Below are 15,937 nucleotides of genomic sequence, written 5' to 3'. Positions count from 1 at the left end.
CTGTCACGGCTGGGTCTCGAGTGACGTGACCGCCTTGACGGTGCGTAAGTGGGTGATGACGCTGTGTTGGTGAGACTCCCGCGACTGCTCCCCGCCGCCGTCGGTGCCGGCGCCCTGTCCCTGCTCGGGACGCTGCTGACCGTCCCCGCCGCGCAGGCCGCCGAGACCCTGCCCGCCCCCGTGTCCGGCTCCTGGACCGTCGAGGGCCGCGGCTACGGCCACGGGTACGGGATGTCGCAGTGGGGGGCGCAGTCGCGCGCCGTCGCCGGGCAGGACTTCCGGCGCATCCTCGCCGACTACTACCCCGGCACCACCGTGGGCACCCGGGCGAACCGCGACGTGCGCGTGCAGCTGTCCCGCTTCGCCGGTCCCGAGGTGTTCCTGGAGACCCGCACCGCCTCCCCGCTGCGCGTCGGCGCCCGCGAGGTGCCCCAGGGGCAGCGGCTGCGCGTGACGTGGGACGCCGGCGCCCTGCGGCTGACGGCCTTCGCCGAGGGCTGGCGCGAGGTGTGGACCGAGCGCTGGACGAGCGTGCCCGTCGTCACCGGCGCGAGCGGTGTGTGGGTGCAGCGGGTCGACGGCTCGGGCAACCGCTACAGCGGCAGCGTCTCCTTCCCGCTGACCAGCACGATCACGCCGGTCAACACGCTGCCGCTGGAGGACTACCTGCTGGGCGTCGTGCCCCGCGAGTCGCCCGGCTGGTTCGCGCCCGAGGCCCTCAAGGCGCAGGCCGTCGCGGCCCGCAGCTACGCCCTGTCCACCCTGCGCCCGGCCGGCTCGCCCTTCGACATCTGCGACACCGAGGCCTGCCAGGTCTACCTGGGCGTGCAGACCCGCACGGCCGCCGGCGCCGTCACCGAGCTGCAGCCGGCCACCACGACCGCGGCCGTGCGCGCCACCGCCGGGGAGATCAGGGAGTTCCAAGGGGCCCCGGCGTTCACCCAGTTCTCCTCCAGCAACGGCGGCTGGTCGGCCACCGGCAGCCGCCCCTACCTGCGCGCCGGGGAGGACCCCTGGAGCTCGCCGGCCGGGAAGGTCCCGCAGGACACCGTCGCCGGCTGGACCGCGCAGCTGCCCGTGGCGACCGTCGCCCGCCAGTGCCCCGCCGGCGGGCAGGTGCGCAGCCTGAGCGTCACCCGCCGCGACGGCCAGGGCCCGTGGGGCGGGCGGATCACGGAGCTGCTGCTGCGCTGCACCAGCGGCGACCGCACGCTGTCCGGCGCCTCCGTCGCCCGCTTCTCCGGCGCGCTGCGCTCCAGCCTGTGGACGTTCGTACCCGGTGGGCGCGAGCAGGTCGACGCCCGCTGGCGCGGCCTCGGCGGCGACGCCGGCGTCCTGGGCCGGCCCACCTCGCCCGTGTGGGGGCTGCCGCAGGTGGAGGGCTCGTACCAGCTCTTCGAGCGCGGGTCGGTCTACTGGTCCCCGCGCACCGGCGCCCACCCCGTGCGCGGGGAGATCCGCGACGCGTGGGGCCGGCTGGGCTGGGAGAGCGGCCCGCTCGGCTTCCCGACGAGCGCCGAGGCCCCGCTGCGCGGCGGTGCGGGGCAGCAGTTCGCCGGCGGGTCGGTCCTGTGGTCGCCGGCCACCGGCGCCCACGAGGTGCGCGGGGCGATCAGGGACCGCTGGAGCGCCCTCGGCGCCCAGGACGGCTGGCTCGGCTACCCCGTCTCCGACGAGTGGCGGCTGCCCGGCGGGGCGTGGGAGGAGTTCCGGGGCGGCGCCGTGTACTGGTCGCCGGCCACCGGCGCGCACGCCGTGCGCGGCGCGATCCGGGGCGAGTGGGGCCGGCTGGGCTGGGAGGTCGGCCGCCTGGGCTACCCCGTCTCCAGCGAGTACGACGTCGCCGGCACCCCCGGCGCCAAGCGCACCGACTTCCAGGGCGGGTCGATCACCTGGACCCCGGCCGGGGGAGCCGTCGTCAGCTTCCGCTGAGCTCCGGCGGGGCTCGGCGGGTGTCAGCGGGGCCGCGCGTCGGGTGACGGCGGGTGCGCGGGGCTGCCATACGCTGGCGCCCCGTGAGCCAGCTCGACCGTCCCGCCGACCGCGTCGAGCCCGGCGGCCCTCCCGACAGCGCGCGCGGCGGCGCCCGCCCGGTGCCCGCGCCGGGCCGCGACGCCGTCGTCCGCGGCGGGTTCGCCCGGCTCACCGCCGCCCTCGCGCTGGCCGGGGTCGTCTCGCTGGCCGTCAGCCTCGCCGTGCACGCCGCGGTCCGGCGCACCGGCCTGGCGCAGCTGACGTCCTTCGACGCCGACCCCACCTACGCCGGGACCGCGCTGATGACCGCGGCCGTCGTCCTCGTCGTCGGTGCGGCCCTGCTCGTGGGCGTGCGCAGCCGCTGGTGGGCGGGGACGGAGGCCGTCGCCGTCGTCGCCGTCTCGGCGCTGTCCACCGCGCTGCTGGCGGTGCCGCTGGCCGGCACCCGCTACTACCTGGGCGGCAACAGCGTCGACCAGCTCTTCCGCACCCAGTTCCTCGGCCGCCTCGCCGACGACTGGCGGCTGGCGGACATGAACTACGCCGACCTGCCCTCCTTCTACCCCTCGGGGTGGTTCTGGCTGGCCGGCCGCTACGCCGCCCTGACCGGCACCCCCGCCTGGGAGGCGTTCCAGACCGCCGGGATCGCCACGGCCGCCGTCGTGCCGTGCCTGGCGCTGGTGGCGTGGTCGCGGCTGACCGGCCCGCGCCGCGGCGTGCTCGCCGGGCTGGCCACCGCCGCCGCGGGCGTCTACCCGGCGCAGGCCGGCCCGTTCGTCGACGAGCCGTACTCCTGGTGCCTGGCCGCGTTCGTGCCCGTGGCCGCCGTCGTCGCCTGGCGCGGGTTCGGCGACGTCGCCCCCCGCCGGCGGCTGGCCGCCGCGGTCGCCGTCGGCGTCGTCCTCGGCCTGGGCGCCATGACGTACACCCTGTACGCGGGGTTCGCGGCGCTGCTGGTCGCGCTGGCGTGCGCGGTGCGCTCCGCGGCCGCCTGGCGGGCGGGGCAGGGGCCCGCGGCGCTGCGCGGGCGCGTGGCCGCCCTCGTCGTGGCGGCCCTCGTGTCCGCGGTGCTGGCCCTGCTGGTGTGGGCGCCGTACGTCGTGGCCGTCGTCACCGGCGGCGGGGGCCGCGCCGCCGCTCAGCACTTCCTGCCGCTGATCTCCGCGCAGCTGCCGACGCCCATGCTGAACCCCACCCCGTGGGGGGCGCTGCTGCTGCTGGGGTGCCTGTGGCTCGTGTGGTCGGTGCGCCGGCCCGGCCCCGACGCCGACACCGCCCGCCCGCTGCTGGGCGTCGTCGTCCTCGCCTACGCCTGGTACCTGCTGTCCACGGCCGCGCTGGCCGCCCGCACCACCCTGCTGGGCTTCCGGATGGAGGCCGTCCTCGTCGCCACCACCGCCGTCGCCGGGGTGATGGGCGGGGCCGCGCTGTGGCGGTGGCTGCGCACCACCGCCCTGCCGGCCCTGCCCGCCCTGGCCGCGCGCCGCCGCGAGGCGCAGGCCCTGCTCGTCCTCGGCGGCGCCGCCGTCCTCGTCGTGCCGCTGCAGAGCACCCCGCAGGCGCTGTCCTCGCCGATCACCACCGCCTACCGCGACTACACGCCGGAGGGCTCCAACGCCCTCGGCGAGAGCGACCCCGAGCGCGAGGACGCCTGGAACGACGAGGTCCTCGCGGCCGTCGACGAGCTCGGCGCCGACGTGGTCGGGGCGAGCCCCGACCAGCTCGTCGTGCTGTCCGCCAAGTACGAGCTGTTCTCCTTCCGGCCCTGGCGCGGGTTCCAGCAGGTGACGCCGCACTACGCCAACCCGCTGGCCGACTACGACGGCCGCCGCGAGCAGGTCCTGGCCTGGGCGGCCTCGACCAGTCCGGCCGAGCTGCTGCAGCGCCTGGACGCCGCCCCCTTCGAGGCGCCCGACGTGTTCGTGCTGCGCACCGGCGAGGACGGCTGGTCGGTCGACCTGGCCCGCGACACCTTCCCCGCCGAGCCCAACGTCGCCTGGGAGCGGGCGGTCTTCGACCCCGCGCTGTTCGACGACCCCGCCTTCGAGGTGCGCGAGGCGGGGCCGTTCGCCGTCGTCGCGCGCCGGTGAGCCCCGCCCGCACGCCCGGCCGCCCGCAGCGGCCGGGCGCCCTCCTCGCGCTGCTCCTGGGCGCCCTGACCTGCCTGCTGTCCCTCGCCGTGCCGCTGGCGCCCGTCGTGGCCAGCACCCCCACCGTCACCTGGCCGCAGGCCGGGCAGCAGGGCACCGCCGAGGCGTCCACCGTCGCGCTCTTCATGCCGTACCGGCCGGTCGACGTGCGCGCGCAGGTGCCGTGCGCGGCGCTGACGGCCCTCGACGCCCGCACCGCCGCCGGCGAGCGCGCCACGGGGCTGGCCACCGCCCCCGACGACTCGGCCCGCGGCGAGGAGCGCTCGCTGGCGGTCACCGTCGGCGACGGCGAGCTGCGGGTGCGCTCCTCCGGCGCGCCGCTGGTCACCGTCCCGCTGGCGCAGCTGCCCGCCGGCTGCGCGCTGGAGGTCGTCGCCGACCAGGACGGCACCCGCGTCAGCGCGGGCGGCCCGCTGGCCGACGAACCGGGCCTGCCCGTGCCCGAGGTGACCGCCTTCACCACCGACCTCGCCGCCGGCGACCTCGCCGGCGGGGCGGGCCCGGCCGTCACCGCCTCGCCCGACGCGCGGTTCGAGACGCGGCCCACCGCGCTGAAGAGCGCCGTCGTCCTCGCGCACGTGCTGCTGGCCGCGGCCTCGCTGGTCGTGCTGGTGCTGCTGGCCGGGCCCGCCCCGCGCCGGCGTCGCGCCCCGCCCGGCGGGGAGGCCGCCGCCCCGCGGACCCGGGTGCGGGCGCGGCCGCTGCGCGCGGTCCACGACGCCGCCGTCGGTCTCGTCCTGCTCGTCTGGGCGGGCGCCGGGCCCCTGCACACCGACGACTTCTACTACGTGCTCGAGGGGCGCGCGGCCCCCGCGACCGGCTACGTCGGCAACGTCGTGCGCTACTTCAACGTCCCGGAGATCCCCTTCACGCTGCAGCAGGAGCTGCTCGGCCTCGTCGCGCAGGTCACCGTCCAGCCGTGGGCGGTGAGGCTGCCCGCGGCCCTGTGCGGGATCGGCACCTGGCTGCTGCTGACCCGCGTCGTCCTGCCGCGCGTCGTGCAGGACCCCCCGGCGTGGACGTGGCCGCTGACCGCGGTCGTCCTGCTGGCCTGGTGGCTGCCCTTCGACGTCAGCGCCCGCCCCGAGAGCCTCGTCGTCCTGCTGTCCACCGCCGTCCTGGCCCTCGTGCTGGAGGCCGTCGAGCGCCGGCGCGCCTGGCTGCTCGGGGTGGCCGCGCTGCTGTGCGGCACGGCGGTGGCCGTCACGGCCTCCGGGCTGCTGGCCACCGCGACCGCGCTCGTCCTGGCGCCGCGCTGGTGGCCGGTCGTGCGGGAGTCGCGGCTGGGCGCCGCGGCCACCTCGGCGCTGCTGCTGGCCGCGGCGAGCGTCGCCTCGCCCGTCGTCTTCGCCGACGCCACCCTCGCGGCCGCGCTGACCGCGCTGCGCGTGCACGACGAGGTCGGCCCCAACCAGTCGTGGTGGGAGGAGGCCGAGCGGTACTGGTACCTGACCATCGGTCCGGACCCCAACCAGCGGCTGTACTCGCGCCAGGTCGTCGTCCTGCTCACCCTCGTCCTGCTCGTGGGGGTGACCACGGCGCTGCTGCGCGCGCGCCGCGCCTCCGGCCCCCGCACCGCGTGGGTGGTGCCCGTGGCCGTCACCGTCGCCGGGTTCGCCGTCCTGACGATCGCGCCGACGAAGTGGTCGCACCACTTCGGGGCGCTGGCCGGCGCGGCGACCCTGCTGACGGTGACCGCGGCCGTCGTCCTCGTGCGCCGGCGGCCCGCCCGCTGGCCGCTGCTGGCGCTGTGGGCGTTCGTCTGCGCGGCCGCGGGCGTCGCCTTCCACGGGCCCGACGCGCAGGTGGAGTACTCCGCCTACGGCACCGACCCGGCGCTGCCGGAGCGGCTGTCCTCCCCGCTGCTGTGGGCGGGGCTGTCCGCCGCGGCGGGCCTGGCCGTGTGGTGGTGGCGCCGGCGGCGCGTGCGCGCGGGGGAGCGCGACGCCTGGCCGGAGGTCGTCGTCGCGGCCGTGGCCGCCGTCCTCGCCGGGTCGCTGGCGCTGCAGGTCCTCAGCGTGGCCGCGGCCACCCACCGCCTGCGCGGGTCGTGGTCGGTGGCCGCGGACGCCGTGGACTCCCTGCGCGGGTCCTCCTGCGGGTTCGCCGACGCAGCCGTCGCGCTGACGGGGCAGACCGCGCTCGCGCCCGTCGACGTCCCGGGCGCCGCTCCCGGGACGGCCGCGGCACCCGCGAGCCCGGGCGGGGACGGGCTGGACCCGCTGCCGGACACCGTGCCCGCAGGTGCGGACGCGTGGGCCGCCGGGGAGCCGGGGGCCGCGGCCGTCACGCCGTGGCGGGCGCTCGGCGAGCGCGCGGCCGACGAGGCCCTCGCCCTCGACGTGCACGGCCAGCCGTCGGTGACGGTGGAGTTCGCCGACGAGGCCGGCCGGTCGCTGCCCGTGCCGGCCGTCGTGCCCGGCGGGGACGGGTGGCGGCGGGTCGGGTTCGGGCCGGTCGCCGACGCCCCGGCCGGGGCCGTCGCGGTCCGCGTCGTCGTCACCGCGCCGGACGGGGAGGGGGAGCCCGCGGCCGTCACGGACGTCTACCGGCGCACCGGGCAGGTCCTCGCCGACGTGCTGCCCGCCGACGCGGGCGTCCTCGTGGACTGGCCGATCGGGCTGCACCTGCCGTGCCAGCAGCCGCCGCGCGTGGCGGGCGGCCTGGTCGAGCCCGTGGGCTGGCTCGTGCGCAGCGCGACGTTCGAGGGCACGCCGATGCTGGCGGTCATCGACGGCGGCGGTTCCTACGCCACGCTGCCGGAGGTGGTGACCCTGACCCCGTACCGCGGGTTCCTGCCCGGCGCCCCGTACCGGGAGTGGGGCGACCTCGTCGAGGTGACGTACGACCTGCCGACCGGCGGCTACGACGTGGCGCCGGGGGAGCGGACGGTCCCCGGCTGGCGCTGGTGGGAGGGCGCCGGGCCGGGCCCCAGCCCCCAGGAGTTCATCGACCGGCCGGAGGGCTGACCCACCCCGCCCCCTCCGCCGTGATCATGGACGTGTGAGCTCTCACCCATGCACGATCACGGCGGGAGGGGGGCGGTCTCCGGGGGCGGGGACGACGAACCCCGCCGTGATCTCGCGGGTTTCCCTGCGGGATCACGGCGGGGTGCGGTGGGCCGGGAGGGTCAGCGGTAGCTGACCTTCGCGCCGGCGCCGGGGGTCCAGGTGATGGAACCGCCCTGGAACGTCGTGCGCTTGGCGCCGCCGGACAGCGACACCTCGTCGGAGGTCGGGTACCCGAGCCGCCCGGCCTCCCAGCCCTGCGCCGCCCACGCGCCGCGGATCGCCCCGCGGACGGTGTGCGTGCCCGCGGTGGGGGAGAAGTACACCGACCCGCCCTGGAAGTGGGTGAACGCCCCCTTCGGCAGGACGACCTCGTCGCTCACGGGGTAGCCCAGCCACCCGTTCTCCCAGCCGGTCGAGCCCCACTTGTCACGGATGAGCCCGCGGACCACGTGGGCGTCGGTGGCCGGCGACCAGTAGATCGAGCCGCCCTGGAAGTGGTTGAACGCCCCGCCGCGGATCGCGGTCTCGTCGTTCACGGGGAACCCGAGGGCGGAGTTCTCCCAGCCCCACGCCGCCCAGCGGTCGCGGATGCGGCCGGTGACCACGTGCGCGCCGGTGACGGCCGAGGTGTAGACCGACCCGCCCTGGAAGTGCTGGTAGAAACCGGGCTTGGCCGGCGTCGGCAGGACCGCCGACGTGGGGGCGCCCAGCGACCCGCGGGCCCCGCCCAGCGCGCTCCACTTCAGCGTGATGTCCGAGGACGTGGTCGCGGCCACGCCCTCCACGCGCAGGCGCTTGTCCGGGTCCTGCACGAGCTTGACGATCGACATGCGCCGCGGGTGCGGGACGGGCCCGCCGACGTTCTCGCCGAGGCGGAACGTGGCGTACGCCATGCGCAGCTCGCCCTGCTTGTCGACGAACCCGGAGGAACCGCCGGGACCCTGCGCGCTGCCGGCGGAGGCGACGAGCGGGGTGCGCTGCAGGCGCTGGCAGGGGGCCAGGGGACCGGCCGGGCAGACGGCGTACCCGGAGGCGTAGTTGCTGTGGCCCTGGTCGTCCAGCGGGTCGGACAGGTTGCCGGAGTAAAACAGGTAGGTGGTGCCGCGGAACGTCACCATCGACGGGTTCTCGATGGTGTCGCCCTCCCACAGCGACCCGCGCTCGGTCTCCAGCAGCGTGACGACGGGCGCGCCGGGCTTCGGGAACCCGTTGTCGGCCAGCTCCGTCGCCTTGATCGAGGACGGGTGGGAGGCGACCTTGCCGGAGGACTTCCACAGCAGGTAGTTCTTGCCGGTGGCCGGGTCGCGGTACGGCTGCGGGTCGATGGAACCGCCCGGGTCGCGGTTGACGTCCTCGCACTGGATCGGCCGGTCGCCGCTGATGTCGCGGAACGGCCCGGACGGGGACGGCCCGGAGGCGACGGTCAGGCAGAAGCGGGTGGGGGACACGCGCACGGGCGAGTACGCGAACCAGGTGGAGCCGATGTTGAAGACGCCCGGCGCCCAGTAGTCGCGGTCGATCCACGGGCCCTGCTGGTGGTGCAGGCCCCAGGAGGCGCGGCGCACGAGGGCGTCGTTGGTGTCGTACCGGCCCCAGTCGCCCAGCGCGGTGTTGGCGCGGATCTCGGCGGGGATCTTCTGGTCGTTCGCCACCGAGTACCCGCCGCGCCCGGGCGGGCCGTCGTTCGAGTAGCGGTCGCGCACGGTCCAGGTCTTGAGGTCCTTGCTCGTCAGGACGGGCAGGACGCGCCCGCCGACGGGCGAGGCGTAGGCGTGGTAGGTGTCCCCGACGAGGACGACGGTCGGGTCGCCGAAGTCGCCGGTCCAGGTGGCGCCGGGCTGGAACCAGGTGGGTTCGGCCGCCTCGGCGGCGGGGGCGGGCGCGACCGTGCAGGCGGTCAGCGCGGCGGCGACGGCGGCGACGGCACCGGTCGCGAGGCGGCGCAGGCGGGACGGGCGCAACGGGTCCTCCGGTGAGGGTGGCGAGGGGCTCGCCAGGGACATCGGCAGGAACCTGCCCGGGCTTGAGCGCATCCTGCCCCAGCGGCCCCGGTGATCGGCACCCGTCACGGGGGTCCCCGCGTGTGAGGTGCCGCTCAGCCCGGGGTCAGCGCCAGGTCAGCGCCAGGTCAGCGCCGGGTCAGCGCCGGGTCAGCGCCAGGAGACGACGACCTTCCCGGTGGCGCGCTCCCACGTGACGCTGCCGCCGGTGAAGTCGTTGCGCCGGCCGCCGGGCACCTCGTGCTCGTCGGACGTCGGGTAGCCGAGGCGCCCGGTCTCCCAGCCCTGCGCGGCCCACGCGCCGCGGATCGCGCCCTTGACCAGGTGCGCGCCGGTGCGCTCGCTCCAGTACACCGAGCCGTTCTCGAAGTGGCTGAAGCGCCCGGTCCAGCCGGGGGCGACCTGCTCGTCGGTGACGGGCAGCCCGAGGACCCGCGCGCGGTCGCCGGAGAAGTACGCCTGCGCGATGGCGCCCTGCACGGCGCGCGCCTGGGTGCGGGCCGACCACACGATCGAGCCGTGCTGGTAGTCCTTGCGCCGCGCCGAGCGCCAGTCGCCGATCGCGGACACGGGCGCGCCGAGGGCGGAGCGCTCGCGGCCCAGGGCGGCGTACTTGCCCTCGACGGGGTTCGTCTCGCCCGTCCACCAGGAGGTCTCGGCGGCGGCGCCGCGGTGGCTGAGGGAGATGTGGACGTGGTCGGTGTGCGGGTTGGGGCCGGTGTACGGCTTCCAGCCCTCGTCGGCCCGGTAGGAGCCCCAGATGCGCCCGTCCCAGATGACGTACATGACGCCGAGGCGGCGGGCGTTGACGGCGGAGCCGCCGTTCGCGCCCTCGCCGAGCAGCCAGGTGAGGAACTCCTCGGCCAGCGCCCTCTGCGCGGGGTCGCGCGCGTCGAGCATCCAGTCCAGCGCCCGGCCGTCGTGGTGCTCGGAGTTCACGCGCCCGTCGGCGGGGCAGGCGCGGGCGTCGCCGACGACCTGCTTGCCGTAGGTGTCGAGGATCAGCTTCTTCAGCGCCCTCGTGCCCGGCTGCACGGGACCGCACGTGGTGGCGGCCTCGTAGCGGGCGAGGCTGTCGACGCCGCTGGGCAGGTGCCGCGGCAGCGCGGGCGGCGCGGCGGAGGCGGCGGTGGGCGCGGCCAGCGCGAGGGCGGCCAGCGCCGCCGCGGCGGCGGTCCCGAGGGTGGCGCGGCGGCGCAGCGGCATCAGCTCTCCCGCACGGTGACGGCGCCGGTGCGCCGGTTCCAGGTGATCGAGCCGCGCTCGAAGGTGACGCGCAGCCCGCCGTCGACGGCGAACTCGTCGCTGGTGGGGTAGCCGAGCCGGCCGGCCTCCCAGCCGCGGGCGCCCCAGGCGTCGCGGACGGCGCCCTTGACGACGTGGGCGCCGGTGCGGGGGCTCCAGTAGACCGAGCCGCCCTCGAAGGCGGTGAACGCGCCGCCGGGCAGGGGCACCTCGTCGGTGACGGGGTAGCCGAGGAACCCGGTCTCCCAGCCGAGGGAGGCCCACTTGTCGCGGATGAGGCCGCGGACGGCGCGCGCGCCGGTGCGCGGGGACCAGTAGACCGACCCGCCCTCGAAGTGGTTGAAGGCCCCGCCGGGCAGCGGGGTCTCGTCGGTGAGCGGGAACCCGAGGAACCCGCCCTCCCAGCCGAGGGCCTTCCACTTCTCGCGGATGTCGCCCTTGACGACGTGGGCGTCGGTGGCGGTGCTGTGGTAGATCGAGCCGACCTGGTAGTGGCGGTAGGTGCCGCCCGAGCGGGCGGGCCCCTCGGCGCTGGTGGGGGCGCCGATGGCGGCGGCGCCGCCGATGGCGGCGTACTTGGCGGAGATGGCGGTGGCGGCCGTGGTGGCCCCGCCCATGAGCTGGGCGACGCGGGAGCGGATCTGGTCCATCTTCGTGAACCCGACGTTGCCCGGGCAGGCGGTGAACCCGACGTCGCGGTGCGCGTTGACGATGCGCAGGGTGACCTCGGTGCCGGCCTTGTAGCGGGCGGTGCCGCCGCCGGCGGAGCGCAGCCGGGTCGAGCCGACGGCCGGCAGGCCGTGCAGGGCGAGCTTCCAGGCGATGACGCGGGCGACGGACTCCAGCATCGCCGCGGGCGGGGCGACGGAGGTGAAGTCGCCCATCATCGAGACGCCGAAGGTCTCGGCGTTGAAGCCGCCGGCGTGGGCGCCGACGACGGGGCGGGTGGTCCCGCCGGCGCGGCCCTCCCAGATGCCGCCGAAGCGGTCGACGACGAAGTTGTAGCCGAGGTCGCTCCAGCCGAGGCTGACGGTGTGGTACCGGTACATGCCGCGGATCACGGCGGGGACCTGGGACTGGCTGTAGGAGCCGCCGTCGGCGGTGTGGTGCACGACGCACGCCTTGATCGTGGGCGAGTAGCCGGGGCTGCCCTTGCGCAGCGACTCGTCGGCGCCCCACTCGGCGCGCGAGCGGATCGTCGGCGCGGCCGCGGCCAGCGTCGTGGTGCTCGTGGTGGCGGTGCCCAGGGGGACGACGGTGGCGCCGGCGGTGCCCAGGGGGGTGGCGGGGGCGAGCCCGGCGGGGGCGGCGAGCAGCGTGGTGGTGCGCGCGGCGCCGGGGTCGACGACCTCGAGGCGGGCGCGGCCGACCTCGCCGGCGGGCAGCTGGACCTCGACGGTGGCGCCGGGGCCGAGCTCGCCGACCCACAGGGGGTCGGAGCCGGTGGTGTGCTCGTGGGCGTCGGCGGTGCCGGGGTCGGGCTCGGAGTCGTTCAGCGGCAGGTCGCTCCAGGCGGAGGGCTCCCCGCCGGCGCGGCGCACGCGCACGGCCACCGAGGTGGCGCTGGTGCCGCCGGGGAAGACGACGCCGACCATGCTGCCGCCGTCGACGCTGACGGCGACGACCTCGAGGCCGCCGCCGGAGGACAGCGGGCGGGCCGCGCCGCGCGGGGCGCCCAGGGTGACGGAGCGGGTGGAGCCGCCGACGGCCAGGGGCCCGGCGGACAGGGCGGAGGCGGCGGGGGCCGGGACCGCGGCACCGGCGGGGGTCGCGGTCGCGAGGCCGAGCGCGGCGACCGCGCCGGCGCCGCCGGTGAGGGTGGCGCGCCTCGACACACGGGTGTCCTGCAGGGGCATGCGAGCTCGCTCCGTCTCGGTCCGGTGCCACCCACACGGGTGAACTGTCGTAGGTGGCCATCGGTCGCCCTGGAGTCGAGCTTGAGCGGGCGACCGGCCCGTGACGCAAAGTAGGTGACGATACGTGTGATGTAAAGGCTGCGTGGAGGGACTGCGGTGACGACACGCCGTGAGATGTACGTCACCCTGCGTGTTGGCTGAGAGCGCGCTCAACGCCCGGCGGACCACTGTCCCCCCGGTGGGGGACGTCAGGGGGAGGGGGTCGTCGTCACCGGCTCCGGCGTCGCGGCGGGCTCCACCAGGCGCACGCTGAAGGCGCGGCGGTCCGCCTCCTGGACCACCTCCCAGCCCTGCAGCGCCACGACCGTCGCCGCGTCCGCGGGCGTGGCCGCCAGCAGCTCGCCGGGCCCGCCGACGACCCAGACCCGGTCCACCCCGGCCAGCGCCCTCGCCACCTCCGCCGGTTCGCGCGGCACCCCCACGAGGGTGCCCGACGTCGCCGCCGGCTCGGCCAGCGCCAGGTCCTCCAGACCGGCGAACGCCTCCGGGTACAGCTGCGTCACCACCCGGTAGCGGTACTCCCCGTCCGGCACGAACAGCAGCCCGTCGCCCGGCCGCGCCCCCTCGGCGATCAGTTCCGCCGTCCCGCGCAGGTCCTCCCCGTGACCGATGGCCGAGTCGCGGAAGACGACCTGCATGTGCCAGCCCGCCACGGCCGTCCCGGCCACCAGACCCGCCGCCAGCCCGGCCGCGGGCAGCACCCGCGCGCCCCGGGCCGACCGGGCCGACCGCGTCGCGCCCCAGCCCGCCGTCACCACCGTCGCCAGCAGCAGGCACGTGCCCGGCGCCACCGGCACCAGGTAGCGCGTCGTCCACAGCGGCTGCACCTGCGAGACCAGCCACAGCAGGGGCACCCACGCCACGCCCCACAGCACGCCCAGCAGCACCGCCCGCCGCGCCCGCGCCAGGACGCACGCCGCCACGGCCACCGCGGCCGCCAGCAGCGCCCCCGCCGTCCCGCCCAGCGCGAACGTCGCGTGCCCCAGCAGGTCCGCCGGGGCCGGCGGCTGCAGGAACGCCACCTGCCCGCGCTGGCGCGACTGCGCCAGCAGCAGCGGCGCCGACAGGGCCAGCCCCGCCGCCGCGGCCAGCGCCGCGCGCCGGCGCGTGCCCGGCGAGGCCAGCGTCCAGCCGGCGTGCGCGAGCAGCACCAGCAGCGCCGTGCTGTTGACCGCCGTCAGCAGCAGCAGCGTCAGCGCGTACGCCGCCCACCAGCGCCGCAGCAGGCAGTACGTGGAGACCGTCACCAGCAGCGCGGCCAGCGCGTACGGGCGCGCCTCCTGCGCGTAGCGGGAGGCGAACGGCGTGGCCACCCACACCAGCGCCGCGGTCAGCCCCGCCAGCCGGGCCGCGCCCGGCCCGACGCCGCCGGGGGAGGCGAGCACCGCCCGGCGGGCCGTCCCGCACAGGGCCGCCGCGGTCAGCGCCGCCGCGACCACCGAGATGCGGCGTACGTCCACCACGTCGGCGTCGCGGCCCAGCAGGGCGTGGGCCAGGAAGTAGTAGGGGGCGTGGACCAGGTCCACCTCGCGGACCAGGTCGGCGATCTGCGCGGCGCTGCGGCGCACCACCGCGACCGTCACGGCCTCGTCGCGCCACGGGCTCGGCGCGGCCAGGCGGTGGCTGAACACCAGCAGGCCGGCCAGCGCGGTCAGCAGCGCCACCAGCGCGTCCAGCCCGGGGCGCGGCCCCCGCGCGACGCTCCCGGCCCGGTCGGCGCCGCGGGCCCCCGCCGCGGCGGCGGAGGCCCGCAGGGACGAGGAGGCGGACAGGGCGGGGCTCAGAGGGGCAGGCGCCGGAACACCGGGGCCGGGACGTGCCGCAGGGCCGACATCACCCAGCGCATCGGGCCGGGCGCCCACACGGTCTCCTTGCCAGCACGCACGGCCTCCACGGCCACCTCCGCCACCTGCTCCGCCGACACCGACAGGGGGGCCGCCTGCAGCCCCTCCGTCATCTTCGTGGTGACGAAGCCCGGTCGCACGACGACCACGCGCACGCCGTCAGGGCGCAGCGCCTCGCGCAGACCCGTGAAGAAGGCGTCGAACCCGGCCTTGGTGGAGCCGTAGACGAAGTTGGAGCGGCGCGCGCGCTCGCCCGCCACGCTGGACAGCGCCACGACCGTGCCGTGCCCCTGCGCGCGCAGCCGCGCGGCCAGGCGCACGCCCAGCCCGACGGCGGCGGTGTAGTTGACGGTGGCGACCTCCACGGCCGCCTCCGCGTCCTGCCACAGCTGCTCGTTGTCGCCCAGCACGCCGAAGGCCAGCACCGCCACGTCGACGTCCCCGGCCGCGAAGGACTCCTCCACGACGCGGTCGTGACCGGCCAGGTCGGTGGCCTCGAAGTCGACCTCGCGCACCTCGTGCCCGCGCCGGTGCAGCCGGTCGGCGGCCGCCTGCCGGCGGGGCCCGGGCCGGGCCGCCAGCGTCACGCGCAGCGGGCGCTCGCCCAGGCGCTCCACGACGGCCAGGCCGATGTCGGAGGTGCCGCCGAGCAGCAGGACGGAGCGGGGGGTGCCGAGCGCGTCGATCACGGGGGGCGTCTCCGGGCGGTCGCGGGGCGGTCAGAGGACCTGCAGACCCTAGCAACGGCGGCGCAGCGGCCCGGCGCGGCGGCCCGGAGCGCGGCCGGAGCGCGGCCGGGCGCCGGCCGGAGCGCGCGGGGCCCGGGGGACGGCTCGGTAGCCTCGGCGCGGTGATCGACGGGTGAGCGGCGGGTGAGCGGTGTCCTGACCGGCTTCGTCGTCGTCGCCTCGCTCGTCGCGGTCGGCTACGTCCTGGGCCGCACGGGGGCGCTGGGCCCCACCGGGCAGGTCGTCGTCGCCCGCCTCGTCTTCTTCGTCGGCTCGCCCGCCCTGCTCGTGCAGACGCTCGCCACCGCCGACGTGGCCGTCCTGTTCTCCTCGCAGCTGCTCGTCACCGGCTCCGGGGTCGCGGTCTGCCTGCTGGTGTGGCTGCTGGTGGCCCGGTTCCGCTGGCGCGCCGACCGCGGCGCGCTCGTCATCGGCGCCCTGGCCGCCTCGTTCGTCAACGCCGCCAACATCGGCCTGCCGGTGGCCGCCTACGTCCTGGGCGACCTGACGGCCGTCCTGCCGGCGCTGCTGCTGCAGATGGTCGTCCTGACACCGCTCGCGCTGGGGGTCCTCGACGTCTCCGGCGCCCCCGGCGGGGCGTCGCTGAAGCGCGCGCTGACCCCGCTGGTCAACCCGATGCTGCTGGGCGCCGCGGTCGGGGTGCTGCTGGCCGTGACGGGCTGGCGGCTGCCCGCGGCGGTCGCCGAGCCCGTCGGCCTGCTGGCCGGGCTCGCCGTCCCCGGCGCGCTCATCTCCTTCGGGATCTCCCTGCACGGCGGCTCGCTCGCCGGGTGGCGGCGCCCCGACGTGCTGCTGGCCACCGGTCTGAAGGCGCTCGTGCAGCCGCTGGTGACGTGGGCCGTGGCCGCCCACGTCCTCGGCCTGGCTCCCGCCACCGTCTTCGCCGCCACCGTGGTCGCCGCGCTGCCCACCGCGCAGAACGTCTTCACGTTCGCGGTGCGCTACGGCGTCGCGCGCGACCTCGCGCGCGACACCGTGCTGGCCACCACCGTGCTCGCCGGTCCCGTCCTCGTCGCGGTCACGCTGCTGCTGCCGCGCTGAGGGTGCG

The 15,937-nt window shown here is 77.2% G+C and carries 9 protein-coding genes; 4 read left to right on the top strand and 5 right to left on the bottom strand.

Features of this window, described 5'->3' with window-relative positions:
* Nucleotides 1–69: 69 nt before the first annotated feature.
* From AB8M62_RS08250 to AB8M62_RS08240, 3 genes are all read left to right on the top strand, one after another.
* Nucleotides 70–1,932: a SpoIID/LytB domain-containing protein gene (locus AB8M62_RS08250; RefSeq protein ID WP_369069199.1), complete on the top strand. Its 1,863-nt coding sequence runs from the start codon at nucleotides 70–72 to the stop codon at nucleotides 1,930–1,932.
* Nucleotides 1,933–2,015: 83 nt separating this feature from the next.
* Nucleotides 2,016–4,064: an arabinofuranosyltransferase gene (locus AB8M62_RS08245; RefSeq protein WP_369069198.1), complete on the top strand. Its 2,049-nt coding sequence runs from the start codon at nucleotides 2,016–2,018 to the stop codon at nucleotides 4,062–4,064.
* Nucleotides 4,061–7,093: an arabinosyltransferase domain-containing protein gene (locus AB8M62_RS08240; protein WP_369069197.1), complete on the top strand. Its 3,033-nt coding sequence runs from the start codon at nucleotides 4,061–4,063 to the stop codon at nucleotides 7,091–7,093. The genes AB8M62_RS08245 and AB8M62_RS08240 overlap by 4 nt, the downstream gene beginning before the upstream one ends.
* Nucleotides 7,094–7,254: 161 nt before the next feature.
* Here AB8M62_RS08240 and AB8M62_RS08235 read toward each other — a convergent pair whose 3' ends face one another.
* From AB8M62_RS08235 to dprE2, 5 genes are all read right to left on the bottom strand, one after another.
* Nucleotides 7,255–9,096 (bottom strand): family 43 glycosylhydrolase, encoded by a 1,842-nt coding sequence (locus AB8M62_RS08235; RefSeq protein ID WP_369069196.1) that lies wholly within the window; start codon nucleotides 9,094–9,096, stop codon nucleotides 7,255–7,257.
* A gap of 189 nt (nucleotides 9,097–9,285) precedes the next feature.
* Complete coding sequence (locus AB8M62_RS08230; protein WP_369069195.1) at nucleotides 9,286–10,341, bottom strand: LGFP repeat-containing protein; 1,056 nt, start codon at nucleotides 10,339–10,341, stop codon at nucleotides 9,286–9,288.
* Nucleotides 10,341–12,215: an N-acetylmuramoyl-L-alanine amidase gene (locus AB8M62_RS08225; protein WP_369052014.1), complete on the bottom strand. Its 1,875-nt coding sequence runs from the start codon at nucleotides 12,213–12,215 to the stop codon at nucleotides 10,341–10,343. The genes AB8M62_RS08230 and AB8M62_RS08225 overlap by 1 nt, the downstream gene beginning before the upstream one ends.
* Before the next feature lie 269 nt (nucleotides 12,216–12,484).
* The gene (locus tag AB8M62_RS08220; protein WP_369052015.1) at nucleotides 12,485–13,960 is read right to left on the bottom strand and encodes a glycosyltransferase family protein; all 1,476 of its coding nucleotides are present in this window, start codon (nucleotides 13,958–13,960) and stop codon (nucleotides 12,485–12,487) included.
* Between the two features lie 116 nt (nucleotides 13,961–14,076).
* On the bottom strand, nucleotides 14,077–14,829 hold the full coding sequence (gene dprE2, locus AB8M62_RS08215) for a decaprenylphospho-beta-D-erythro-pentofuranosid-2-ulose 2-reductase (protein WP_369069194.1): 753 nt from the start codon (nucleotides 14,827–14,829) through the stop codon (nucleotides 14,077–14,079).
* 183 nt (nucleotides 14,830–15,012) lie between these two features.
* Between dprE2 and AB8M62_RS08210 the strand changes: the two genes are divergently transcribed.
* Complete coding sequence (locus AB8M62_RS08210; protein WP_369052017.1) at nucleotides 15,013–15,930, top strand: AEC family transporter; 918 nt, start codon at nucleotides 15,013–15,015, stop codon at nucleotides 15,928–15,930.
* Nucleotides 15,931–15,937: the final 7 nt, after the last annotated feature.

This window comes from Kineococcus terrestris, from assembly GCF_041020755.1.
Taxonomy (GTDB): domain Bacteria; phylum Actinomycetota; class Actinomycetes; order Actinomycetales; family Kineococcaceae; genus Kineococcus; species Kineococcus terrestris.
Note: the sequence above shows the minus strand (reverse complement) of the source record. Positions and strands in the feature narration are given on the sequence as shown.